Below are 25,693 nucleotides of genomic sequence, written 5' to 3' on the forward strand. Positions count from 1 at the left end.
TTTGTCTGAGCTAAAATGGAATTGTATATGAAAATTATTATAGACGATAAGATACCTTATATAAAAGAGGCAGCAGAGAAAATTGCCGACGAGGTAATTTACGCACCGGGAAAGGATTTTACACGGGAACTGATACAGGATGCGGACGCACTCATCATCCGGACCCGCACTCACTGCAACCGGGAATTGCTGGAAGGCAGCAAAGTAAAATTCATCGCTACGGCAACCATCGGGTTCGACCATATCGACACCGAATATTGCAAGCAGGCGGGTATCGAGTGGGCGAATGCTCCGGGATGCAATTCCGCTTCGGTAGCTCAATATATACAGTCATCTCTTCTGGTCTGGAAATCTCTTCAAAATAAAAAATTAGACGAGCTGACTATCGGCATTATCGGTGTAGGTAATGTAGGAAGCAAGGTAGCCAAAGCAGCACAGGATTTCGGCATGCGTGTACTGCTGAATGATTTGCCCAGAGAAGAGAAAGAAGGGGGCACAACATTCACTCCACTAGAGAGAATAGCCAAAGAATGTGACATCATCACCTTTCACGTACCTTTATATAAAGAAGGGAAATATAAAACGTTCCATCTGGCAGACGAGAAATTCTTCCGGTCTCTCCAACGGAAACCTGTTATCATCAACACTTCAAGGGGAGAAGTGATCGAAACAAATGCCCTGCTGGAAGCCATTGACAACGGTACAATCTCAGACGCAGTGATCGATGTATGGGAACACGAACCGGAAATCAACCGCGAGTTACTGGATAAAGTACTTATAGGTACTCCGCATATTGCCGGATACTCTGCCGATGGCAAAGCGAATGCAACCCGAATGTCACTGGACTCCATCTGCCGTTTTTTCCACCTGAATGCAACTTACGAGATTAACCCTCCCGCCCCACTCTCACCTGTCATCGAAGCCAAAGACCGGGAAGAAGCTCTGCTGAAGATGTACAATCCCGCCGAAGACAGCAACCGGTTAAAATCCCAACCGGAACTATTCGAAACATTACGGGGAGATTATCCATTGCGGAGAGAGGAAAAGGCATATATACAGGTATTAGGTAATACCTAATACTTATTAACCTAATATTTCTTCCACAATACGGGGAAAGTGCTCATATTCCAAAGCATGTACTTTCTTTGCGACTTCTTCGGGAGAATCATCGGGAAGTACAGGACAGGTAGCCTGGAAGATAATGCTTCCTTCGTCATAGTGTTCATTAATATAATGTATAGTAATACCACTTTCTTTTTCGCCCGCAGCCACCACAGCTTCGTGAACTTTGTCTCCGTACATACCTTTGCCGCCGAACTTAGGCAAAAGAGCAGGATGTATATTTATGATTTTACCGGGATAAGCATGCAAAAGTAAATCCGGCACACGAACAAGGAATCCTGCCAGCACAATAAAGTCAATACGATATTCCTGCAAAATAGCCAGAATTTCATCTCCGGCAATCCAGTCCTCCTTTGGGAACACGTTACAGGGCACTTTCAGGCGATGCGAACGTTCCAAAACGTAGGCGTCACTTTTATTAGAAAGTACTAACGACACCGTAGCGGAGTCGCTCTTTTGGAAATACCGGATGATATTCTCGGCATTTGAGCCGGAACCGGAAGCGAAAATGGCGATGTTTTTCTTCATTATACTCGAATTCAATGCACAAAACAGTGAAAAATGTGCAAAAGACTGCATTTATTTAGTCAAATATTTGCGCAAAACGATAAATATTCATTCCTTTGCACCGCAAATTTAAAGAAATAAAACTAATTATTAATTAAAAACTTAAAGTTATGTCTGAAATTGCATCAAGAGTAAAAGCGATTATCGTTGATAAATTAGGCGTAGAAGAATCAGAAGTTACTAACGAAGCAAGCTTCACTAACGACCTGGGAGCAGATTCTCTTGACACTGTAGAACTTATCATGGAATTCGAAAAAGAATTCGGTATCTCTATTCCTGATGACCAAGCAGAAAAGATTGGTACTGTAGGTGATGCTGTATCTTATATCGAAGAACACGCTAAGTAATTATCCGATTTCATCAATATGGAATTAAAAAGAGTGGTAGTAACAGGCCTTGGCGCCATTACTCCTGTTGGCAATGACGTTCCCGAATTTTGGGAGAATCTAGTGAACGGGGTTAGTGGAGCAGGGCCTATTACTCATTTTGATGCGTCGCTATTCAAGACCCAGTTTGCATGCGAAGTGAAAAACTTCGATGTAACTAAATATATCGACCGTAAAGAGGCAAGAAAGATGGACTTATACACCCAGTATGCTGTCGCCGTTGCCAAAGAAGCGGTAGCAGACTCCGGTCTTGACGTCGAAAAAGAAGATTTGAACAGAATCGGTGTTATTTTTGGCGCCGGTATCGGTGGTATACATACATTCGAGGAAGAAGTAGGCAACTACTACACTCACCAGGAAATAGGTCCCAAGTTCAATCCGTTCTTCATCCCGAAGATGATCTCGGATATCGCTGCCGGACAGATTTCTATCATGTATGGCTTCCATGGTCCTAATTACGCGACTTGTTCAGCATGTGCTACCTCTACCAATGCTATCGCGGATGCTTTCAACCTGATTCGTCTGGGCAAAGCAAACGTAATCGTATCAGGTGGTTCGGAAGCAGCTATCTTCCCGGCAGGTGTAGGCGGTTTTAACGCTATGCACGCTCTGTCAACACGCAACGATGAGCCTGGCAAGGCTTCACGTCCATTCAGTGCAAGCCGCGACGGCTTCATCATGGGCGAAGGTGGCGGTTGCCTGATCCTGGAAGAACTGGAACACGCTAAGGCCCGTGGTGCGAAAATCTATGCAGAGGTTGCCGGTGTAGGTATGTCTGCGGATGCTCATCACTTAACAGCTTCTCATCCGGAAGGTCTTGGTGCCAAACTGGTAATGATGAATGCACTGGAAGATGCAGAAATGGATCCGAAAGAAGTAGATTACATCAACGTTCACGGAACATCTACTCCGGTAGGTGATATTTCAGAAGCGAAAGCGATTAAAGAAGTATTCGGTGATCACGCATACGAACTGAACATCAGTTCTACAAAATCAATGACGGGTCACTTGCTGGGAGCTGCCGGTGCGGTAGAATCTATCGCCAGTATCCTTGCCATCAAGAACGGCATTGTTCCTCCGACTATCAACCATGAAGAAGGTGACAACGACGAGAACATTGACTACGACCTTAATTTCACGTTCAACAAGGCTCAGAAACGTGAGGTTAATGTTGCCCTGTCCAATACTTTTGGATTTGGTGGTCACAATGCGTGCGTTATCTTCAAGAAATACGCTGAATAAAACGTGCTACGTAACCAAATAAATAAGATAAGGCTCCTGTTCCGCAAGGACAGAGAGTCTTATCTTTGTTTTTACCGGATACTCGGATTTTATCCGCGCGATATCCGGATCTACGAACAAGCGCTCCTGCACAAGTCATCTGCCGTCCGCTCCGAAATGGGACGTCTGTTGAATAATGAGCGACTGGAGTTCTTGGGTGACGCCATTCTTGACGCCATCGTAGGAGATATTGTCTACAAACGTTTCGAAGGGAAACGGGAAGGTTTCCTGACCAACACACGTTCCAAGATCGTACAACGGGAGACCTTGAACAAGTTAGCCGTGGAAATCGGTCTGGACAAACTGATCAAATATTCTACCCGCTCTTCTTCCCACAATAGTTATATGTACGGAAATGCTTTCGAGGCATTTATCGGGGCCATTTATCTGGACCAGGGATATGAACGTTGCAAACAGTTTATGGAGCAGCGGATCATCAACCGCTATATCGATCTGGACAAAATCTCCCGTAAAGAGGTCAACTTCAAGTCCAAGCTCATCGAATGGAGCCAGAAGAATAAGATGGAGGTTTCCTTTGAGTTGATTGAGCAGTTCCTCGACCACGACAGCAACCCCGTATTCCAGACAGAAGTTCGCATCGAAGGGCTTCCAGCCGGAACAGGTACGGGATATTCCAAGAAAGAATCTCAGCAGAATGCCGCACAGATGGCTATAAAGAAGGTAAAAGACCAGGCTTTCATGGATACAGTCAATGAAGCAAAAGCGCAGCATTCGATGCCGCCTGAAGCAGAGGCTGAAGCATTGGAAACAAAGGCTGAAGCATTGGAAGCTGAGATTGCGGAACCTGAAGTTACAGATGAAATCGCAAATGATGAAACCGGGACTGCAAATGAAACCGAGAGTGTTAATGATCAAACTGAGACTGTTAATGATGAAACCGGGACTGTAAATGACAAGACTGCTTCGTAAATGAAGCAGCCACAAACAAAAAGCTACAGGTAAAAAGTCTACCAACAGTCAAACGACAGACAGACCATAGATGAGATGCTACTATAAAAGCTTAAGTTAACCGAAACAGATTCCCATACGGCGACCCTGGATCACTAAATCGTGATCTTCAGTGACTAACTTCAACTTACCGGCAACATTTTCGAGAGGAATAGACGAAATATCATCTCCTTTCAGGGCAATCATACGCCCGAATTGTCCGTTGGCAATCAGTTCTGTCGCATGCCCTCCCATACGGGTGGAAAGGTTACGGTCGAAAGGAGTAGGCGAACCGCCACGCTGAATATATCCCAATACGGTCTCACGCGTCTCGATCCCCGTTTCATACTCTATTTCCTGCGCGATGTATTCCGCAGCACGTTTTCTGCCATCCGTCAGGATACCTTCCGCTACCACTACAATGGAATAGGGCTTTCCTTTTTTCAGTCTTTCGAGAATTGTATTTCCTATATTCTTGATATTGTAAGGGATTTCGGGGACAAGAATGACATCACCCCCACCTGCCATACCGGAATACAAAGCAATCCAGCCGGCTTTATGCCCCATCACCTCAATGACCATGACCCTTTTGTGAGAACTGGCGGTGGAATGCAAACGGTCGATGGCATCTGTAGCGATACTTACAGCAGAGTCGAATCCAAAGGAAATGTCCGTTCCCCAGATGTCATTATCGATGGTTTTGGGGACTGACACGATATTAACGCCCATTGCAGCAAATTTAGCGGCAGTTTTCTGCGTTCCGTTTCCTCCGATACAGACAACACAATCCAACCCCATTTCCTTAATATTCTGAAGAATCAGTGCCGGTTTGTCGACATCCGAGACGACGCCTCCCTTTTTAAAAGGTTTCTCGCGCGAAGTACCCAGCATTGTTCCGCCCTGGTTCAACAGTCCGGATAAGGATTTATCAGTAAAGGGCTCTATGTCTTTTGTCAGCAAACCTTGAAAACCACTATGAATTCCTATTACTTCCATCCCATAGTGATTGATAGCAGTTTTGCACACGCCACGAATAGTGGCATTTATACCGGGGCAGTCTCCTCCGGAAGTCAGGATTCCAATTCTCATTGTCGTTTTTTTTAGTCAGAAACTCGGGATTCAAGGAAAGTCGCCAATTTTTAACGATTATTTCCGACGTAAAGATAGAAAAAAAAGATAAATAAGGTTACTTTTGCACGACTAAACATTATTATGTTAAAGCAGAAATGAATATTACAAAGATTATTAGTAAGACTTTCGATTCCCGTTTAAAACAGATAGACCTTTATGCTAGTCAGGCTAGTGAGATACAGCATCGTGTGCTGAGTCGCTTAGTGAACCAAGCTGCACAGACAGAGTGGGGAAAAAAGTACGACTACGCCTCCATCCGTAGCTACGAGGATTTCAGAAAGCGCCTTCCAATACAGACTTATGAGGAAATCAAACCTTATGTAGAGCGTTTGCGGGCAGGGGAACAGAATCTGCTTTGGCCTTCGGAAATTCGCTGGTTTGCCAAATCATCCGGAACGACCAATGATAAGAGCAAATTCCTGCCTGTCAGCAAAGAAGCACTGGAAGACATTCACTACAGAGGCGGTAAAGACGCTGCGGCACTCTATTTTCGTATCAATCCGGACAGCCACTTTTTCTCGGGAAAAGGGTTGATTCTGGGAGGAAGCCACAGTCCGAACCTCAATTCCAATCATAGTTTAGTAGGCGACTTGTCAGCCATTCTGATTCAGAATGTCAATCCGCTGATCAATTTCATCCGCGTACCGAGCAAGAAAATCGCTTTGATGAGCGAATGGGAGACTAAAATAGAGGCGATAGCCAACAGTACCATCCCGGTCAATGTGACCAGTTTGTCCGGCGTGCCTTCGTGGATGCTGGTACTTATCAAGCGTATTCTCGAGAAAACCGGTAAGCAAACACTGGAAGAAGTATGGCCGAATCTGGAGGTATTCTTCCACGGTGGGGTGGCTTTCACTCCTTACCGTGAACAGTACAAACAGGTCATTCACTCGCCAAAGATGCATTATGTAGAGACTTACAATGCTTCCGAAGGATACTTTGGTACGCAGAATGACCTTTCGGACCCGTCTATGCTGTTGATGATCGATTATGGTATCTTCTACGAGTTCGTTCCACTGGAAGAAGTCGATGAAGAGAATCCACATGCTTACTGCCTCGAAGAGGTGGAACTTAACAAGAATTATGCGATGGTGATTTCTACGTCGTGCGGATTATGGCGATACATGATCGGCGATACGGTGAAGTTTACCAGCAAAAATCCGTATAAGTTCGTCATCACAGGACGGACGAAGCACTTCATCAATGCTTTTGGTGAAGAATTGATTGTGGATAATGCCGAGAAAGGGCTGGCTAAGGCTTGCGCCGAAACAGGAGCGCAGATTTGCGAATATTCTGCCGCACCGGTATTTATGGACGAACATGCCAAATGCCGTCACCAATGGTTAATAGAATTTGCCAAGATGCCGGATTCCGTAGAGAAATTTGCCGCCATACTCGACGCCACCTTGAAAGAGGTCAATTCGGACTATGAGGCGAAACGCTGGAAAGATATTGCCCTGCAGCCATTGGAAGTGATCGTAGCCCGTCCGGGACTGTTTCATGACTGGCTGGCACAGAAAGGCAAGTTAGGCGGACAGCATAAGGTACCCAGACTAAGCAATACACGCAATTATATCGAAGCAATGCTTACGCTGAATAACGAATAAACCTTATTCGAGTAATCAAATCATTATTTTACAGGAGGTTCCCTACGGTGTTACGCAAAGTATTCACCGCAGGGCAATCTAATGTGCCGGCTTGAAAACAGGCACCAAAGTGTTTCAAACAATTTCAAATGCTTGAAACACTTTGTTTCATGCGGTGAAACACTCTGTTTCATTGCTTGGAACACTTTGTTTCAAGGCATGAAACACATTGTTTCAACGGTTGAAACAAGTCGTGAAACTACCGGCCGCATTTCTCCGTCCTATAAGAGAATGCTTTTCGATATTATTCCTTCTGTTGATGAAGCTGATGTGTTGCAGACAGTGCCTCCGTAATGATTCCACCACCCAATAACAAACCATCTTTATAGAAGGCAGCAGCTTGCCCGGAAGCAATGGCCGTCAATGGTTCGTGAAGCTGTACATGCAGGAGATTATCAGGTGTGATCGTTACCGTGCAATGGTTTTCCTGTTTCCGATAGCGTATTTTCACAATCACATCGGGATGTCCCAACAAACGTTCCCGACTAACGATGTTCCAATCTTTAAGCAGCATCTCCGTTTTTTCCAGCGCCTGAAGGGAAGAGAGCACTACCTCATTCTTCTCGGGACGGATTTCCTTCACAAAGACAGGCCGATTCAGATGAATCCCCAAGCCACGCCGCTGTCCGATGGTATAAAAAGGATAGCCTTCGTGCCAAGCTATAAAATCCCCCTTTTCATCGACAAATCTTCCACGGCTGACCTGCGCTGACCAAAACTGACCAAAGCTGACCTGGTGCTGACCAAAGCTGACCAACCACTTTTTCAGAAAGCTCCGATAATCCATCGGACAAAAACAAACGCCCAAACTGTCCCTTTTCACCGCTACTTTCTGAAATCCCCGTCCGGCAGCAAAAGCACGTGCCTCCACTTTAGTAATATCCCCCATCGGCAGCAACATTCTCTGAAGAATATCCTGTTTGAGTCCCCATAAGAAAAAGGTCTGATCTTTGTCCGAATCTGCAGCATAAGTGATATAATAAGTATCATCCACCTTTACTTTCCGGACATAATGCCCGGTAGCAATATAAAAAATCCCCATTTCATCGGCTATTTTGGAAAGAAGAGGCCATTTGAGATAGTTATTGCACAACGTGCAGGGCACAGGAGTATGCCCCACCATATATTCACGTACAAAATATTCAATAATCTGTTCACGAAATATCTCACGGGCATCATACGTAATATGACGAATACCCAAACGCCCTGCCAGGTGACGGGCATCCTCCAGATACTCGGTCGAGTCATTCAACTCATAGAAACGGAAAGTAACTCCGGTCACCTCATATCCGGCTTCCAGCAATCGCATGGCAGCTACGGAACTATCCGTACCACCGCTCATTCCCAACAATACTCGTTTGTTTTCTTCCATCATGCTGCAAAATTAAGGATTTTCCCGTATCTTTGTTTGTTAAAGCCTGAAGAGAATGGAAGAGAAAGCAATTACCGGACAAGTTATCATCGTTTTAACCGAGCATCTGACGTTCGGCACACTGCTGATACCTTACATGGCGGAGCAATCTGACGACGGCACATGGCAACTCATAGAGCAGGCTTTTCACGCTTCTCCCGAAGCAATCAGCCGGATGAACGAGGCTGAACGGCAGGCCATCGACATCGCCTCTCATTATACAGAAAAATATCTGATGGGAGTCTACTCACGAGAGAAAACAGTATCCCGTTTTCTGCGTAAATTGTCCGAAGATCCGGAACGGATAAAGAACAATATCCGCCCATTCATCGAGAAAAAGCTACAGGAGATGCTGGCATTGATACGCTATCACAACCTTCCTCTGTACCAAAAACAGGTCGGGAGCAAACTGCTATATGCCCATCACGCCTACCGTGTTCATCCTCACGATGTGGAAATTCACTTCATGTTTCTTGCTGACGAGACAACTTTCCGTTATCAGCTGCAATGTTATTATGACGGACAGCCACTCTCACTGAGTGAGCAGAAACCTGTCATCGTGCTGACTTCCTCGCCGTCTGCTCTCTTATTGGGGATGGAACTATACTTTTTCCCCCATATCGAGAGTGTACGCATCCTGCCTTTCACCAAGAAAAAGAAGATCAGCGTTCCAGCCTCCCAAATTGAGAAATATATCGATAACATCGTGATTCCGATAGCACGCTATCATGAGATTACAACTCAGGGACTGAATATCGTTGAAAAGACGTACGCATGCGAAGCCGTCCTGTCTCTCGAAGATACCATTTACGACGAACAAATGTTGCGACTCAGTTTCCGTTATGGCGACCAGACGTTTACTCCCGACACCGTGACCGAAATGAAGAAGATCATTTACCGGAACGACTTCGGCGAGATATTTTTCTTCCGCCGGGATAGTAATGCCGAAAAAGAGAAACTCCGAATGTTAACGGATTCCGGTTTGCAACAGGTCAGCGACGTCCACTTCAAGCTGTCGCCCGATGCCTCCGAAAAGACAATTACCGAATGGATCGGCACCTATCGGGCAATGCTCCAACAATCCTTCCTGCTGACCGGAAATATGGGGAATACTCCCTACTGTCTGGACGAAATCCACATCGAACAAAGCTGTGATGACGAACCGGACTGGTTTGAACTGCATATCACAGTTGTCATCGGGCAGCTGCGTATCCCTTTCTCACGTTTCCGCAAGCATATCCTCGAAGAGAAAAGAGAATTTCTGCTACCGGACGGACGCATGATTCTCTTGCCGGAAGAATGGTTCAGCAAATATGGAAACCTGCTGGAATTAGGAACGCAAACAGAAACAGGGATTCGCCTGAAGCCCACTTTTGTCGGTGCCGTACAATCGGCTTTAGAAGAAAGCAGTCCCCAAAACCTGCCTTTCAGGAGAGAGATACACAATATCCCCGTTCCCCAAGGAGTGAAAGCACAGCTACGCCCCTATCAGCAGAAAGGATTCTCGTGGATGGTACAGTTGAACAAACAAGGATTCGGCGGTTGTCTGGCAGATGACATGGGGCTTGGGAAGACACTCCAGACGCTTACCCTGCTACAATATATATACAAACCGTTTTCCACCGATACAGCTACTGCTCCTATGGGGTCTGTATCTACAGAAATCCCGGCATCTGACAGTCAGCCGGATAAGGAATGTACTACCGGAACTCCGCCTGCCAGAGAGCAAGCGGCAGACGCCGAAGGACAATTCTCCTTATTTTCATTCTCTTCCGAAGATGAGTTACTGCCGGAGGCGCGGAAAATCAGGGAGAAAAACATACCCAAAGAAGACGCCCCAAGAGCAGAATACGGAAAAAATTCCCGTAAACCCGCCACTCTGATTGTGGTCCCCACTTCCCTGCTCCACAACTGGAGGCAAGAGGCGAAACGTTTCACCACTCTATCGATAGCAGAATATAATAGCAGCACGGTATTCCCCAAAGGGCATCCCGAGAAGTTCTTCAGGCGTTTTCATCTGATATTCACGACCTATGGGATGATGAGAAATAATATTGATATTCTTCGCTCCTACACATTCGAATATATCGTACTCGACGAAAGCCAGAATATCAAAAACAATGATTCTCTCACTTTCCGTTCAGTCATCCAGTTGCAGAGCAAATACCGGATCGCACTGACCGGAACGCCTATCGAGAACTCCCTTAAAGATCTGTGGGCGCAGTTCCGTTTTCTGCAACCGGACCTGTTGGGGGAAGAAAGCACTTTCCAAAAGCAGTTCATCATTCCAATCAAGCAAGGAAACACCCGCATGGAGAAAAGGCTGCAACAGTTAATCGCTCCGTTTATTCTTCGCAGAAGCAAAAGTGAGGTAGCACCGGAACTTCCTCCGCTTACTGAAGAAACGATTTATTGTGATATGTCCGAAGAACAAAGCGAGAGCTACGAACAGGAGAAAAACAGTCTGCGCAACATATTGCTCCAACAACCCGAAAACAGAGACAGGTTCCATACGTTCAGTATCCTGAACGGTATCTTGCGTCTTCGCCAGCTATCCTGTCACCCACAGCTCATTTTTCCCGATTTCAACGGGATATCCGGGAAAACCGAGCAAATCATCGAAACATTCGATACATTGAGAAGTGAAGGACATAAAGTACTTATCTTTTCCTCTTTCGTGAAGCATCTGGAAATCCTTGCCGATGTCTTCCGCCAACAAGGCTGGAAGTATGCATTACTGACAGGTTCCACCAATAACCGTCCGTCAGAAATCGCCCATTTCACCGAACAAAAGGACGTGCAGGCCTTTCTGATTTCTTTAAAAGCCGGAGGCGTAGGACTTAACCTTACCCAAGCCGATTATGTATTTATCATCGACCCTTGGTGGAATCCTGCCGCCGAAGCACAAGCCATTGCCCGTGCACACCGCATCGGCCAGGATAAACAGGTTATCGCCTATCGCTTTATTACCCAGAACAGCATTGAAGAAAAAATTCTCCAACTACAGGAAGATAAAAGGAGACTGGCGGAAACATTCATCACTGACAGCGACGCACTGCCTGCACTGAGCAATGAACAGTGGGCAGACTTGCTGGAATAATGCTCTAATAACGCCAAATCGAACAATAGACACCAAACATTAAAATAAGGAACTTAAACTCCAAACGTCTTATAATCTCTTCTGCGACGTTATTCCGGGATTTAAGTTCCTTTTCTTTTGAAAAAGACTAATTACCCTACGGCTGGGTGATAACTATAACACGTCGACAATCTGAAGAAGTTGTCATTCCATAATCGCCAAGGCTTACTTCAGTCTTAAACTGAGTGTCACTGACACCTTGGCTAAGCAAAAACTGCTTCACAGTATTCAAACGATTGGACGATAGCTTTTTATTTCTGTTCTCATGCCCCACCGTATTGGCGGAACTGATAAGCATAATCTTCTTTTCAGGATGGGTCTTCAACTTTTCCGCCAACACTTGCAATTGTTCACCACCTTTTGAGGATAGTTCCCATGAATCGTTTTCGAAATAGATTATCGCACTCGTTTCTTCACCTTTTCCGGCAGCAGTACTGTTTATGCTTTCTATTTGGCGTTTCAATTCATCCGCTTCTTTTTTCAGCCGCTCCATTTCTTCTCTGGACTGACGCTGAAGAGTGGCTTTTGCACTGGCACAGTCTACTTGACTGGCATCCAATTCACTATATAAATCGGCAATCTGCTTCCTCTGTAACTTGCTTTTGCTCTTTACAAAATTATATCGTATGACAACGCCTGCACTATAAATACCTTTGGGACTAAAATCCGATTTCGTAGGTATGCATTTATATTGACCGATAACGCCTAATGTCAACTGACGCTGTATGTCAAACTCTAATGACAAGGAGAGAGGTATATACAAAGCATTGAAGTGTTTCTTATCTTCGGATGATTTCAAATAAGAGTGGCTATACCCATTAAAATAGGCGTCACCTGTAGCTGTCGCTCTTTCGTTGTAAGACCATGTCTGTGAGTTCCGATTCCAGCCACGCATATAGCCCACTCCCGCACCAGCGTACAAACTCAGCCATTGCGCTTTCCGCTTAGGCCAGATTTCAAGAATATTAAAATCCGCATTGGCATCCACCCCCGCCAAATACGTGTTATTGAGATTTTGCAATCGGTCGGATTTCAATTCAAGCGTACCGGTACGATCACCTATCAGAAAATTATGATCCGTAGTAGTGATCGATAAGCTATGATTACCGCTAGATTTCAACATGGTATATCCCGCATTTACACCTAATCTCACCCAAGGTTGAATATTGTACTTCACGCCTAAATTTAAATCAGGCGCCATGGTTCTCTTCGAATTATCGAACAGTTCACTCCTCACCCCGTGATAACTACTGATACCGCCTTGCATATATACAGACCAAGTGCGGACTCGTACACTATCATTGTAGGTTTGGGCTTGGAGGGTAACCGTAGCCATGAGGACTACGGTTATACCAAGTATATTTTTTAATTTCATCATATTTGAGAAAAGATTAGTTATTTGGGGTCAACTAATGAGTAAGTATTATTAGTGCCTGTTTCACAACAATAAACAATTGCATTAATACCATTCTTGATAACACTAGTTGAAGCATTATAAACTATCAACTCAAAACTATGTGATAATGTAGGTGTGAATGTGACATCCTTGGTACCATTAGCATCAGTAAGCCTCATCGCAAACATACTGCGATAATTACAACCAGTCGTAATTGTAACGGTATAATTACGATTTACTGCTGTCTTGACAACCTTTACCACCTTCTTGCCATTAGCAATACCATCTACGATTTCAGCTCTCGATGCAACAAGTACAGGTGCAGCATCAGCTGCCGTATTAGGAGTAAAAACCGCATGTTCATGAGTGCTTCCTGTAGCATCCACAACCTGCTTTGAAGTAAATGTAACAGACAATACATTCAACTGATCTGCATAAAGCTTATAAACATTTGAATTTACTCCGGCATCCTGAATTGCTGCGAAATTCTCCGGTGTCATATACATCTGCTCGGCATTGTTTTCATCATAATAAATACCCTTATCCGTGAGCAACTGTTCCAGTTTTGCCAGGAGATTCGCAGAATTTGTATTATTTGCTGCCGTCAAATCATTGACAGCACCAATAATCTCTGCCATTTTAGCGAGTTCTGCTGCTTCAGCTGTATTATAAGCATCTTTGAAATCTTTTATTTCTGCAGAAATAACCTTACCATTATTATCTATCACAAGTTCCAGCTTCTCACCTTGCTCATTGATAGCGGTAGCAATCGTATTGCCATTCGCATCAATCTTGGTACCCAGCGTTGTGAAACCATTAGTCATAGTAGTATTAAGTGCTCCAAGACTTTCATTAACGCCTTGAATATCCAAATGCAACTGGTCACCAACCTTACCTATCTGAGTAGTCACATTAGCAAATCCAGTATTTATCATCGCAGTTAATGCGTCAAATTTCTCGCTGATAGTCGCAGTCTGGCTATTGATAACTGCAACAAGAGCATCTGCCGTTTTCTTTATTTCCGCAGAAATAAGTTTACCTGTTTCATCTATCTCAAGACGCAGTAGTTCACCATTTTCGTTCATAGCCGTAACAATCTTGTTGCCATTCGCATCAAGCGTTGTATTGAGCGCTTTGAATCCATCAAACATTGTTGTATTAAGCGTTCCAAGATTAGTATTTACATTGGTAAGTTGTGCATCCAGCGTTTTGTCCAAATCGTCAATTTTAACAGATACTTCAGCAAACCCTGCTTTAGTAATAATCGTCAACGCATCAAACTTCTCTGATAAAGTCGCTGTCAAACTATTGATAGTTTCAACCAATTTAGTTGCTGACTTCTCTATTTGTGCAGAAATAAGCTTACCTGTTTCATCTATTTCAAGGCGTAATAGTTCTCCGTTTTCATTGATTGCATATACAATCTGCTTCCCTGTTTCATCTATCTGTGTACTCAATGCAGAGAAACCATCGAACAGAGTTTTGTTGATAGACGACAAACCATTCTCCACATTTTCTCCAAGAATTTTAATAGCACCGGTATTTTCGTCTACCGACAATTTAATATCAGCCAAATTCTTATCCAGAAGCTTATTCAACGCTTCAAATCTTTCACTAATAGACTTATTAAGGTCATTTATAACCGACACAAGAGCTGAATAATCATTGATATAGGTCTGGTCACCATAATCAACTGATGGTTCAAATAATTCTGTACACGAGGTAGTACATAACATACCCGCAACTAAGAAAGGAATTAACACCTTTTTCATGTTTTGTTCATTGGAAGTGCTAACAGCCCCCTCGTTAGCGGTTAAATGTAAAAAGCGTGGGAACTACTGAATTATTACCACCATGAGGCTCTCGACTGCCCGATCAGGATAATAAAACAATAGCCCACGCCAGAATGTTATATAGTCTACCGCAAAGCAGAAATATATACCACTGACGTGAGCGTTCTTGCCTATTACCTCCTGACCGTGAAATTGTCGAGATTCCATGATGAGATAATATGTCAAACGCTCTTCGTTTACTAATATGTCCTTTCAATGCCTCTACTTACTAGGCATTAGAAATTAGGTACAAAATTATAGAAACTATTTTAAATAACAAGAAATTAATGCTTATTTATTTTTTGTTCTTCGCACTGCCGGCACTGAGCAATGAACAGTGGGCGGACTTGCTGCAATAGTGATTAATAAAGTATACCCTAATATCCCATACCAAACTGCCACAAAGGGATCACATTCATAAAACCTTGTTCAATGTCATCTTTTACGATGAAACCCTTTTCTATTCCCTGTATTTGCTTCTGCCCCTTCTTCTTACCTCCTATTTCAAAAGTCATCTTATCAATCAAAAAGTCAGAAACGGGAGAAGTCACGACATCCGAAAACGCTCTGGTCTGATTCAAGAAGAAAGTTTCCCGGACATTCCCGATATTAGAGTTTTCCTGAGCCAAATTATAGATAAGATTCGTATTATCCAAATAGATTTTATCCACCTTTCCCAATCCCCGAACTCCACCGGTGGCATCCCGCAATTGTGCTATAAGTCCCGCCTCCTCAATATAAAGGCAGTAATCTGAAATATTATTGCGGCTTATCTCCAGCACTTTAGCGATACTGCTAAAGTTCGGTTTAAACGGTACACTTTTAGCAATAATGGCAAGAAGCTGTTTGAGCTTCCGTCCTGTAGATACATTCATATCTGCAAATTGAGGAATATCTGATTCTAAAGTCAAGTTAATGATTTGCCGCAAACGGATATCGTAGTCATCTTCCAAAGCAAACGGATAATAGCCTGTTTGCAGGTATTCATGAAAAAGCGGAAGCGGATGTTCTAAACCCGGAATATCAACCTTGTGCGTCACCATATCCTGTAAAGTATACACTTCGGAAGATATATGATGAAATAACTGTAAATATTCACGGAAAGAAAGCCCCTGCATCTGATACATAACTGCACGACGACTAAGGTCAGACGCTCCCTTATTGATATCCAATACGGACGAACCGGTAAATACAATATTCAATTCAGGGTGATAGTCATAAACCAATTTAAGTTCTTTCGACCAATCCTTGTATTTATGAATTTCGTCGATAAACAGATATTTCCCTCCCATCTTCACAAACGCATCGGCCAAATCAAGGAGGCGATGGCTGGCAAAATAAAAGTCTTCTGCCGTAACATATAAAGCCTCATTCAAATTCAGTTTCTCCTTGATATGCTGAAGTACCAAGGTCGTCTTTCCAACCCCTCTCGGTCCGGTGAGCCCTATCATACGGCTATTCCAATTTATTTTGGAATAAATATAACGATAAAACTCAATATCAGTTTCCCGCACTAATTTCCGATAATACTCGAATAACTTCTCCATATGCCTTCTTTTTAGACAAAGATATAAAATTTGCACTATAGGAGTGCATTATTTAAGAAGATTTGCACTGAGAGAGTGCAAATAGTTCCATATTCCTTGCAGCAACCTGTTTTTCTCCTATCTTTGCAGCCTAAAAACAACATCACATGAAATATAAACTCGTAGTCCTCGACCTTGACGGTACGCTTACCAACTCTAAGAAAGAAATAACTGCCCGCAACCGGGAAACACTGATACGCATACAAGAACAAGGAGTCCGTCTGGTACTCGCTTCGGGACGGCCAACCTATGGCATCGTGCCGCTCGCCAATGAGCTGCGTATAAATGAGTTCGGCGGATTTATCCTGTCCTATAACGGCGGCGAGATCATCAACTGGGAAAGCAAGGAAATGATGTACGAGAATGTGCTTCCCAATGAAGTGATTCCGGTGCTCTACGAATGTGCCCGTACCAATCATCTAAGCATACTGACCTATGACGGGGCAGAGATAGTGACCGAAAACTCGCAAGACCCATATGTACAGAAAGAAGCCTTCCTCAATAAAATGGCAGTACGGGAAACAAATGACTTCCTGACCGACATCACTCTTCCGGTAGCCAAATGCCTTATCGTAGGAGATGCCGACCAATTGATTCCTGTCGAGTCTGAGCTGTGTATCCGCCTGCAAGGAAAGATCAATGTTTTCCGTTCGGAACCCTATTTCCTGGAATTAGTTCCACAGGGAATTGATAAAGCCTTGTCTCTCACTGTCCTGCTGGAAGCGACAGGAGTATCACGGGAAGAAGTCATAGCCATAGGCGACGGATACAATGACCTGTCAATGATCAAGTTTGCAGGCATGGGCATTGCAATGGGAAATGCACAGGAACCCGTGAAGAAAGCGGCCAATGAGATCACACTGAGCAATGATGAAGACGGAGTAGCGGTAGCCATAGAAAAACATATTCAGCTATCCTGCCCCATGTAAAAACGAGCAGATTTCAAGCTGATTTACAGCATATATCAAAGAATTATTCTACCTTTGTGGCTCCTAAAAAGAATCAAATAGTAAACGTTATGGAACATCAACTAACCATTTACAACACTCTAGATAGAAAAAAAGAACTGTTTGTACCGCTTCACGCGCCTCATGTAGGCATGTATGTCTGCGGACCGACAGTCTACGGTGACGCTCATCTGGGACATGCCCGTCCTTCCATCACATTTGACGTACTCTTCCGTTATCTGACTCATTTAGGATACAAAGTACGTTATGTACGCAATATTACCGATGTAGGCCATCTGGAACATGATGCCGACGACGGAGAAGATAAGATTGCCAAAAAAGCACGTCTGGAAGAGCTGGAACCCATGGAAGTCGTTCAGTATTTCCTGAACCGTTACCACAAGGCAATGGAAGCACTCAACGTATTATCACCAAGCATCGAACCGCATGCTTCGGGACATATCATCGAACAGATTCAGCTGGTACAGAAGATTCTGGACGCCGGATACGCTTACGAAAGCGAAGGCTCTGTTTACTTCGACGTAGCCAAATATAACAAGGATTATCACTACGGAAAACTTTCCGGTCGCAACCTCGACGACGTACTGAATACAACCCGCGACCTCGACGGACAAAGCGAAAAACGCAATCCTGCCGATTTCGCCCTCTGGAAGAAAGCACAACCGGAGCATATCATGCGCTGGCCTTCGCCATGGAGTGACGGTTTCCCGGGATGGCATGCCGAATGTACTGCTATGGGACGTAAGTATCTGGGTGAGCATTTCGACATTCACGGAGGAGGAATGGACCTGATTTTCCCGCACCACGAGTGCGAAATTGCACAGTCGGTAGCTTCACAAGGGGACGACATGGTTCATTACTGGATGCACAACAACATGATTACCATCAACGGAACGAAGATGGGTAAATCACTCGGAAACTTTATCACACTGGATGAGTTCTTCAACGGCACCCACAAACTGCTGGCACAGGCTTATACTCCGATGACGATCCGTTTCTTCATTCTGCAAGCTCACTATCGCAGCACAGTTGACTTCAGCAATGAGGCACTGCAAGCCTCGGAGAAGGGATTGCAACGCCTGATGGAAGCAATCGACGCATTGGATAAGATCACTCCTTCTGCAACGACTTCAGAAGGCATCAATGTGAAAGAGCTCCGCGCAAAATGTTATGAAGCTATGAATGACGACTTGAATACACCTATCGTTATTGCACAACTCTTCGAAGGTGCCCGCATCATTAATAACATCATCGCCGGAAATGCTGCCATTTCTGCAGAAGACCTGGATAACCTGAAAGAAACGTTCCGGCTCTTCAGCTTCGATATTATGGGACTGAAAGAAGAGAAAGGTTCCTCGGACGGTCGCGAGGCTGCCTACGGTAAGGTAGTGGATATGTTATTGGAGCAACGAATGAAAGCAAAAGCCAATAAAGACTGGGCTACTTCGGACGAAATCCGTAATACATTGACTGCACTCGGATTCGAAGTTAAAGATACGAAAGATGGCTTTGAATGGAGACTGAATAAGTAATTGCAAATAAGAATAAAGGGTCAGTTCACAATGAACTGACCCTTCTTCTTTCATAGAAACATAATTAACCAATACCCATTAAATTCTCTCTTCCTTAATCATTTATTTGTCAAGAGCATTTCCACCGGTTGCCCGTGCTGACAGGTTACATTCAGAAGGGTATTGTTACCTTCATACTCAAGCTGTACCCCCTCTTGCGGACTCGGTAACATCCAAATGCCCTTTACAACGATCTTCTTACGAATCGGACGGCTGGGCTCCTTAGTTGTATAGGTCTTCTCCGCCAGATTCAGATTCGGATCACACACGCTCAGACGAATCCGGTTATCGCTTTCTTTGTCATACATCACCATCGTTTCTGCCGGAATGGAAACGATGAATTGATCATTTACAGGCTGATACGCTTCGAAGGTAGCATACCCTGTGATTCCTGTTTTCTTATCATATACCACATGAGCCATCTGATCACGTTGCAATACTTCGTAAGCAGGGGGTTTCTGTAATTCATCCAGTTCAGCAGCAGACGGTTGTATCAATACCATATATTCATAAGTTCCGTCTTTCGGAGCCTTTCCATGTTCAATCCAGGCAGATGAAAATTTACCGGCAGTCTTTTCACGAGTTTTTTCGTGACGCGATTCCTGGTCTGCCACTTGCGAACGTACCGTTCCATCTACCACATGATAATAATTATCATAGCCATCGTGCAGCCAGTAGTCATCATTATCTGCCTTCGGTTCCTTACCATTAAACTTAGTCTGGAAAAGAGTCGTCTCCGTAGGATAGTCAGCATTGCTGTTCGTAATACCTGTCCCCAGACAAATCATCCGATTATCGAAACAGAATACCGATTTACGGGCAACGAAGTCAGAAGTAAAGTTATCATAATCCCGTTCCATCAGTTTTATGGCAAACATTCCGTTCATACCACCCAAAGAACTGCTTCCGGAAAAATTCTCTTCGGAACGCGCCATAGTCGTACCTTTCAAAGGACTATCCAAAAGTTCGAAAGGAAGATGAATGGTAGTCGTTCCAGGCAAGCGGTTCCAGTCCCATCCTTCTTGTACAAAGCCACTTCCAGCACGGGAAACCGGATTCCCCTTTCCCATGATCTGAACCGATCCATAACTTTGATATCGTCCGTACCGGTTATCTTTCGCATAAATCTCGGCTCCCCAGACATCTGTTGTATATCCTTTCAGCGTCACCATCCAGTCTGCCCGGCGGAAAATACCTGCCGAACCATAGTTGTAAACAAAGAAACCCTGAGGAGCCTGAGCCGGCTGAATGCCTTCTTTCTTAAAGAAACGTGCATTGGGAGTGTCTCCATTGCGTATCAGACGCAAATAATCGGCAGCCAATCCATGATCGAACGCGTCTCCCCGACCGGAAAGATCACCGGACAGCGCAATGTTGGCAAATGCTTCAATATCTTCACTACCCATCTTTCCACCAAACGGATGGCGACCGCTAATTCCGATCCCCCATTCGTAAAAGTTACAATAATTACGCATCGCAATAAAAGCGGACTTGATATGCTGGCGGGCTTCTTCGGTCAGTTCAAATTCGGTTCCATTCGTGAAGGCGATAAACTGTCCGATAGTGGCCAATACGCCGGTTGTATAGCCGGGATAGAACCCACCGTGATGAAAAGTCGTTCCATCTACTTTAATTCCGCCAATCGTCCCCGGAGTATAGCGCAATGATGAAGACAACCAACGAGATAAGCCATTCAAGGCCTGCTCCTGTCTGTTTGCATCGGGAAACATCATGGCAGAAATTAGCTTTGCCATCAAAAGAGTATGCCAGGAATCCAGTAATTCATCCCGCCCGGGCGAACACGGCTGGCGGGTTTCCTGCAAAGCTGCCCAAAAACGCAAAGTAGAAAGATACACATCCCGATGAGGATGTTTGTAGATTTCATTACGCATCAACCAGGCTGTAGTATAGATCTTACGTATCTGATAACCATAATGATGATTAGTACCCATCCCGCTGCCAAAGGCAAAGCCTTGGTCTATCGCATAGTCGAATACCGTAAAATAGTTCTTCTTTGATGTCTCATTCTGATTGTAACAGGCATCATAGGCAAAACCGGCGAGCATCGTTTCAATATCATTCCATGACATTTCTCCTTTCTTTTTATCCTGTTCGTCGGGAGCGACAACAGGCATTCCTGTGAATCCGGTTCCGGCTGCGGAAGGAGTAATGGCAGCCTTTTCAAAAGTCTTGTAGGCAGCATTGACCTGTCCTTGCGGAGCCTTCTTCACATCCAGAAAGTCAGTCAGACGCTGTTCGATGGTTTTCAAGTCTTTCTTCTGCCGGCTAGTCAGTTTGCTGAGCAAAGGGATATCATAAGATTGCTTTTCCCATTTCCAGACGAGACACCAGTGCCAGAGGTCACGATTGGAAAGCCCGTTATTAGTGGGTAATTGCTGGTCGGGAGTTGTCCGCAAGTTCATCTTCTTTTCCGGAAAAGTCAGGCGGTCAAGAAAAATACGTCCTTCCCGTTGGGGAGCAACCAGACGATAGCCTACGATATTTTTATCTTTCTTATTTCCATTCATATAGGCGAAAGAAATCCAGCAAGCGCGCCAGCCAGCAGCCTGTAAATGATAAGAAAACCAATAGGAAACCTCCCCAGCCTCATTCAGAAATTCAAAACGAACAGAGTCTTGCTGCGGCTTTTCATTGTATATCCATAGAGTGATGCCAAACTGTTGCTCCTTCTTGGCATTCAGAGATAAAGGGGACACTTGAACGTCCAATGTTGACCCCGGCTGAAAGTCCCATTCCAGACTACTTTTTCCCTCTTTATAAAAAAGGGAAGATGTCTTCAATTCACCTTTCCCCGCAACTTTAAAAGTCTGGGGAACACTCTCTTCAAAACCGACCAGTTGGGCATAAGAAGAAGATAAAGAGCTAAACAGGAATAAGAATATAAAACAAATATCTTTCATCATTACAGATTATTTACAGCAGATGATCATTTAATCATATACAGACTAAAAATTAGTAAGGGATACGATCGGAAAGAATCTTCTCCGTATACCAAGGATCATCAATTTCCTTTAGCATCGCTCCCATTTCACGGTAGAGTTGTTCCACCACTTCCTTATTTTCTTCCAGAGGGAGATTATTCAACTGATAAGGGTCCTTCAGATCATCAAACAGAAGACTCTTTTTCAGTTGTCTCGTATCGCGGTCGATATATAAAGCTAATGTATACTGTGCAGTTTTAATTCCACGCGAAGAAGGGAAATAAGATTGTACCAATCCTTTTTCATCCTTTTCTCCATCTAGGTTCTGTATATATAAGGCACCTGCCGGACGAACAATTTCCGCCTTTTCATCGAAGAAAAGAGGTGCAAAGTTACGTCCCTGTACTTCGGAAGGAATAGAATCACCCAGTCCGCACAATCCCAGTACAGTAGGCATAATATCAGGAGCAGAAAGCAGCAGATCATCCACCCGAGGCTGAATCTTACCGGGAAAACGGACTAGAAACGGTATATTCATCGATTCGGAATAAGGAGAGTTCTTAGGATCGTCCGTACGCTGGCTGCACATTGTTTCACCATGGTCGGACGCAAAGATAACCACTGTATTTTTATCTAATCCCAGTTCTTTCAGCGTTTCCAAAATTTGTCCGAATGCACGGTCCACTCCGGTCACGGAAGCAAAGTAATAACGGACAGACTCCGCCTTCTTCATTTTCAAGTCTACATTCGGGCGGATCAACAGACTATCCAACGGCTGATCTTTATAAAGATTAAAATCCTGCTCTTCGCAATCATTCAACGAACGGTACGGACTATGCGGGGGATTCATGCCTACCATAATGAAGAAAGGCTTCTTCGTATCACGCACATTACCCTCATTCCTGAGATAAGAAACAACTTTGCCTGATTCATGGAGAGGCGACCATTCTTTCGGATCATGTCTCTTACCGTCCGTATCCCAATAATGCGGATTCTTATGCTCGTCGAACGTACCATAAGAATACCAATAATTAAATCCGTGACGCCGTTCTTTCGGAGTATAAGCATCCCAAACCGGACGTTGTGTTTCTACATATTGTCCCGGATTTTCCGGATCATTCGGAGTCGGGAAATCAGCGTGAAGTTTGCCGAAATAAGCACAATCATAACCTGCCTTGCTGAATACGTCTCCTATGCATTCCGCATCATCGCGCAAAGAACTGATAGGGCGTGTAGAATTACAATTTAAAGGTACACCACTGCGATTCGGATACATGCCGGTCAGCAACATCCCACGATGAGGACTACTCAACGGACAGTTGCTTTGAGCAGAAGTCAGTACCACAGACTCACGTGCGAAAGCATCCAGATTAGGAGTATGCACCGGATCTGCCCGAAAGTTTACTTTATCTCTGAAATCTTCCTGATTCCAGAATCCCATCGCCTGATTGCGATATTGGTCGGGAAATACATAGATAATGTTTGGATGTTCCGCCTGTTCTGCCACCTGCTTAGGAGACTTACAGCCTTGTGCCGCAAAGAGGGCCAGACCACCCATTAAAAAGTTTACTGATTTGATTGTCATGATACAAGGAATAACAGTTAATGCACCAACCTGTTTCGGCGCAACAAATAATTCTTTCCGGTTCATCGCTTTATCCGTCCGGCTATAGGCAAACGAAAGATCGCCTATAGTCAAACGATACGTTACCTATAGGCAAACGCAACATTGCCTATAGCCGGACGAACTAATTTATATACCGGAAGGCATTAATGCATGCACATAGCCGGCTAAAGTATAAGTAAGACAGGGCTTACTTTTTTTCCAGATCTCTCTTACGCATCAATCCTTCCAGGAAGTAATAGTCAGCATAGTTCAACGGAACATCGATTTCCTGACCGTGAGGAATACTGCCAACAGAGTGCATCAGTATGAAGTTTCCGTTTGTACCCACTTTGGCGCGATAAGCCGGTGAACCGAGGCTTTCCATAATTTTATCAGCAGTTTCTTTATAATGATTACCCGGCAGATAGCCGTCGAGTTCATACAAAGCAGAAGCCGTACATGCTGCAGCGGAGGCATCACGAGGTTCATTCGGGATATTAGGAGCATCATAATCCCAGTAAGGAACGAGGTCTTCCGGCAGATTTTTATTAGTAAAGATGAAGTTATATACTTTCTGTGCCTGATCGAGATACTTCTTGTCTTTAGTATAACGATAGCAAGTTGTATAACCGTATAATGCCCAAGCCTGTCCGCGAGCCCATGCTGATTCGTCCGCATATCCTTGTGCTGTTTGTCTCTTCCTTACCTCTCCTGTTTCGGGATCATAGTCTACTACATGATAGCAGCTATTGTCCGGACGGAAATGATGAGCCATCGTTGTATCCGCATGTTTCACTGCTATATTATAAAAGGCAGAGTCACCGGAAAAAGCCGTAGCCTCAAACAACAATTCTAGATTCATCATATTATCGATAATTACCGGACATTTCCATCCGCGTGTACCTTGCCAGCCCTTATCAGCATCCCATGACTGGATAACACCAGCTCCGGGACGGAAACGGGTAGACAATGATTTTGCGGCTTCTACAATCACATCTTTATATTCTTTTTTATCTGCAAAACGGTAACCGTTAAGATAACTGCATCCAATCATAAAGCCGACATCATGGTGCCACTTCAGGTATTTCACAGAATCGAGGGCTTCTGTGTACTTTTCAGCCAAAGGCAGCCATTTCTTATCTCCTGTCAGGTTATAAGTCAACCACATACTACCAGGGAAAAAGCCGGAACACCAGTCCTCAATAGGTATATACGAGATACTCCCATCCGCATTAATTGTTCTTGGATTCAGAATTTTACCGGATTTCTCGATAACGTCTGTTTGAATTGTGTTTTGTGCCACAGCGTTGTCGATGTTGTCTTGAATAAAATCTATTTCAACCTTTTTTTGTCCACCGCAACTCGTAAAGATCAGAAGCGAAAGCCCCAATGCGCTAAGAATTGTTTTCATAATACATGGATTATTTGTTAAGTTAATAATTATCTGGTGGCAAAAATAGCACATTCAAACAGAATAGACCCTCCCAAATAATCCAATTCAAGGACAATTTTGGTACATTTCCCACTAAAACATCATATTTGTACAAGTATTCCTGAAAAACTAGTCTGATTACTTACAGAGCAAATTGATATTCACCCCTCAAAAGAGGGATTCTAAAATCTAATTTTAAAAAGATAAGTACTAAAGAACACCACAAAAGTATCCACATAATCATTATACATAACTATAAAAATAAGAAACATAATAAAAATCCAGTAACTACAAAAGGGCAGATAGCTAATTGCCCTCACGATTCTGCAAGTATTGTACATAATTACTATACTCAAATAAACAATAAAGCGATTGTTGATTATGATGAACCTGAAAGTATAATTATAATAATCTGACTAATATATAATAGATTCTTGCCATTTCAAGAAAAAAAGCATTCTAACTCTTCTACATTTTTATTATATTTATTTGTAACTAACTAATTGTTTGTTAATATTAATTACGATTGCTACCCCTACAAAAAAACATGTAAAGCTAATACAGCATTACTTATTTATCTAGCTTTGCCATGTCTTGTTTTCAGTCATTTTCTTCCTTAATGAAAGGCTGTTACACATTAATTATTTGTATTTAAATTTTCTATATTTATGAAAACACATATTTCTGTAGATACCAAGATTAAAGTTGGTCTCATCGGTTTTGGCAGAA

The 25,693-nt window shown here is 43.8% G+C and carries 16 protein-coding genes and 1 pseudogene; 8 read left to right on the plus strand and 9 right to left on the minus strand.

Going from position 1 to position 25,693, the window contains the following annotated elements:
• Positions 1–27: 27 nt before the first annotated feature.
• Positions 28–1,077 (plus strand): 4-phosphoerythronate dehydrogenase PdxB, encoded by a 1,050-nt coding sequence (gene pdxB, locus HMPREF2794_RS11045; RefSeq protein WP_010536097.1) that lies wholly within the window; start codon positions 28–30, stop codon positions 1,075–1,077.
• Between the two features lie 6 nt (positions 1,078–1,083).
• On the opposite strand, the gene purN is transcribed toward pdxB, so the two are convergent.
• Positions 1,084–1,701 carry a phosphoribosylglycinamide formyltransferase gene (purN, locus tag HMPREF2794_RS11050; protein WP_010536096.1) on the minus strand — a complete coding sequence of 206 codons (618 nt, stop codon included), beginning with the start codon at positions 1,699–1,701 and terminating at the stop codon, positions 1,084–1,086.
• Between the two features lie 98 nt (positions 1,702–1,799).
• On the opposite strand from purN, the gene HMPREF2794_RS11055 reads away from it, so the two are divergent.
• The 3 genes and pseudogenes from HMPREF2794_RS11055 (at position 1,800) to rnc (ending at position 4,286) form a co-directional block, all read left to right on the plus strand.
• Positions 1,800–2,036, plus strand: coding sequence for an acyl carrier protein (locus HMPREF2794_RS11055; RefSeq protein WP_004291965.1), 237 nt, complete (start codon positions 1,800–1,802; stop codon positions 2,034–2,036).
• Positions 2,037–2,054: 18 nt separating this feature from the next.
• Positions 2,055–3,317, plus strand: a complete 1,263-nt coding sequence (fabF, locus tag HMPREF2794_RS11060; protein WP_010536095.1) for a beta-ketoacyl-ACP synthase II — start codon at positions 2,055–2,057, stop codon at positions 3,315–3,317.
• Positions 3,283–4,286: pseudogene (rnc, locus tag HMPREF2794_RS11065) on the plus strand (ribonuclease III). Before fabF ends, rnc begins: the two are co-directional and overlap by 35 nt.
• A 96-nt stretch (positions 4,287–4,382) precedes the next feature.
• Here the strand turns inward: rnc and HMPREF2794_RS11070 are convergent.
• A complete protein-coding gene (locus HMPREF2794_RS11070) occupies positions 4,383–5,393 on the minus strand; it encodes an ATP-dependent 6-phosphofructokinase (protein ID WP_022300747.1) in 1,011 nt (336 codons plus the stop codon).
• A gap of 137 nt (positions 5,394–5,530) precedes the next feature.
• Here HMPREF2794_RS11070 and HMPREF2794_RS11075 point away from each other — a divergent pair, with 137 nt between their 5' ends.
• Positions 5,531–7,042: a GH3 auxin-responsive promoter family protein gene (locus HMPREF2794_RS11075; protein ID WP_010536092.1), complete on the plus strand. Its 1,512-nt coding sequence runs from the start codon at positions 5,531–5,533 to the stop codon at positions 7,040–7,042.
• A 283-nt stretch (positions 7,043–7,325) separates the two neighbouring features.
• On the opposite strand, the gene mnmA is transcribed toward HMPREF2794_RS11075, so the two are convergent.
• Positions 7,326–8,456, minus strand: a complete 1,131-nt coding sequence (gene mnmA / locus HMPREF2794_RS11080) for a tRNA 2-thiouridine(34) synthase MnmA (RefSeq protein ID WP_010536091.1) — start codon at positions 8,454–8,456, stop codon at positions 7,326–7,328.
• Between the two features lie 52 nt (positions 8,457–8,508).
• On the opposite strand from mnmA, the gene HMPREF2794_RS11085 reads away from it, so the two are divergent.
• Complete coding sequence (locus HMPREF2794_RS11085) at positions 8,509–11,592, plus strand: DEAD/DEAH box helicase (protein ID WP_022300749.1); 3,084 nt, start codon at positions 8,509–8,511, stop codon at positions 11,590–11,592.
• A 136-nt stretch (positions 11,593–11,728) separates the two neighbouring features.
• Here HMPREF2794_RS11085 and HMPREF2794_RS11090 read toward each other — a convergent pair whose 3' ends face one another.
• The 3 genes from HMPREF2794_RS11090 to HMPREF2794_RS11100 all read right to left on the minus strand — a co-directional run bounded on the left by HMPREF2794_RS11090 (position 11,729) and on the right by HMPREF2794_RS11100 (position 16,406).
• Positions 11,729–13,009 (minus strand): OmpA family protein, encoded by a 1,281-nt coding sequence (locus HMPREF2794_RS11090; RefSeq protein WP_010536089.1) that lies wholly within the window; start codon positions 13,007–13,009, stop codon positions 11,729–11,731.
• Between the two features lie 17 nt (positions 13,010–13,026).
• Positions 13,027–14,799: a hypothetical protein gene (locus HMPREF2794_RS11095; protein ID WP_010536088.1), complete on the minus strand. Its 1,773-nt coding sequence runs from the start codon at positions 14,797–14,799 to the stop codon at positions 13,027–13,029.
• Between the two features lie 437 nt (positions 14,800–15,236).
• Positions 15,237–16,406, minus strand: a complete 1,170-nt coding sequence (locus HMPREF2794_RS11100) for an ATP-binding protein (protein ID WP_010536087.1) — start codon at positions 16,404–16,406, stop codon at positions 15,237–15,239.
• A 146-nt stretch (positions 16,407–16,552) separates the two neighbouring features.
• Here HMPREF2794_RS11100 and HMPREF2794_RS11105 point away from each other — a divergent pair, with 146 nt between their 5' ends.
• Both HMPREF2794_RS11105 and cysS read left to right on the plus strand, forming a co-directional pair.
• Entirely contained in the window at positions 16,553–17,374 is an 822-nt protein-coding gene (locus HMPREF2794_RS11105) for a Cof-type HAD-IIB family hydrolase (RefSeq protein ID WP_010536086.1), read from the plus strand.
• A gap of 89 nt (positions 17,375–17,463) precedes the next feature.
• Positions 17,464–18,945 (plus strand): cysteine--tRNA ligase, encoded by a 1,482-nt coding sequence (gene cysS / locus HMPREF2794_RS11110; protein ID WP_010536085.1) that lies wholly within the window; start codon positions 17,464–17,466, stop codon positions 18,943–18,945.
• 98 nt (positions 18,946–19,043) lie between these two features.
• Here the strand turns inward: cysS and HMPREF2794_RS11115 are convergent, their stop codons facing one another.
• The 3 genes from HMPREF2794_RS11115 to HMPREF2794_RS11125 form a co-directional block, all read right to left on the minus strand.
• Positions 19,044–21,905, minus strand: coding sequence for a chondroitinase family polysaccharide lyase (locus HMPREF2794_RS11115; protein WP_070751524.1), 2,862 nt, complete (start codon positions 21,903–21,905; stop codon positions 19,044–19,046).
• A gap of 52 nt (positions 21,906–21,957) precedes the next feature.
• Positions 21,958–23,484, minus strand: a complete 1,527-nt coding sequence (locus tag HMPREF2794_RS11120) for a sulfatase family protein (RefSeq protein ID WP_083312061.1) — start codon at positions 23,482–23,484, stop codon at positions 21,958–21,960.
• A gap of 256 nt (positions 23,485–23,740) precedes the next feature.
• The gene (locus tag HMPREF2794_RS11125) at positions 23,741–24,943 is read right to left on the minus strand and encodes a glycoside hydrolase family 88 protein (protein WP_010536082.1); all 1,203 of its coding nucleotides are present in this window, start codon (positions 24,941–24,943) and stop codon (positions 23,741–23,743) included.
• Positions 24,944–25,693: the final 750 nt, after the last annotated feature.

Origin of the sequence: Bacteroides sp. HMSC067B03, assembly GCF_001811315.1 — a bacterium.
GTDB lineage: Bacteria > Bacteroidota > Bacteroidia > Bacteroidales > Bacteroidaceae > Bacteroides > Bacteroides faecis.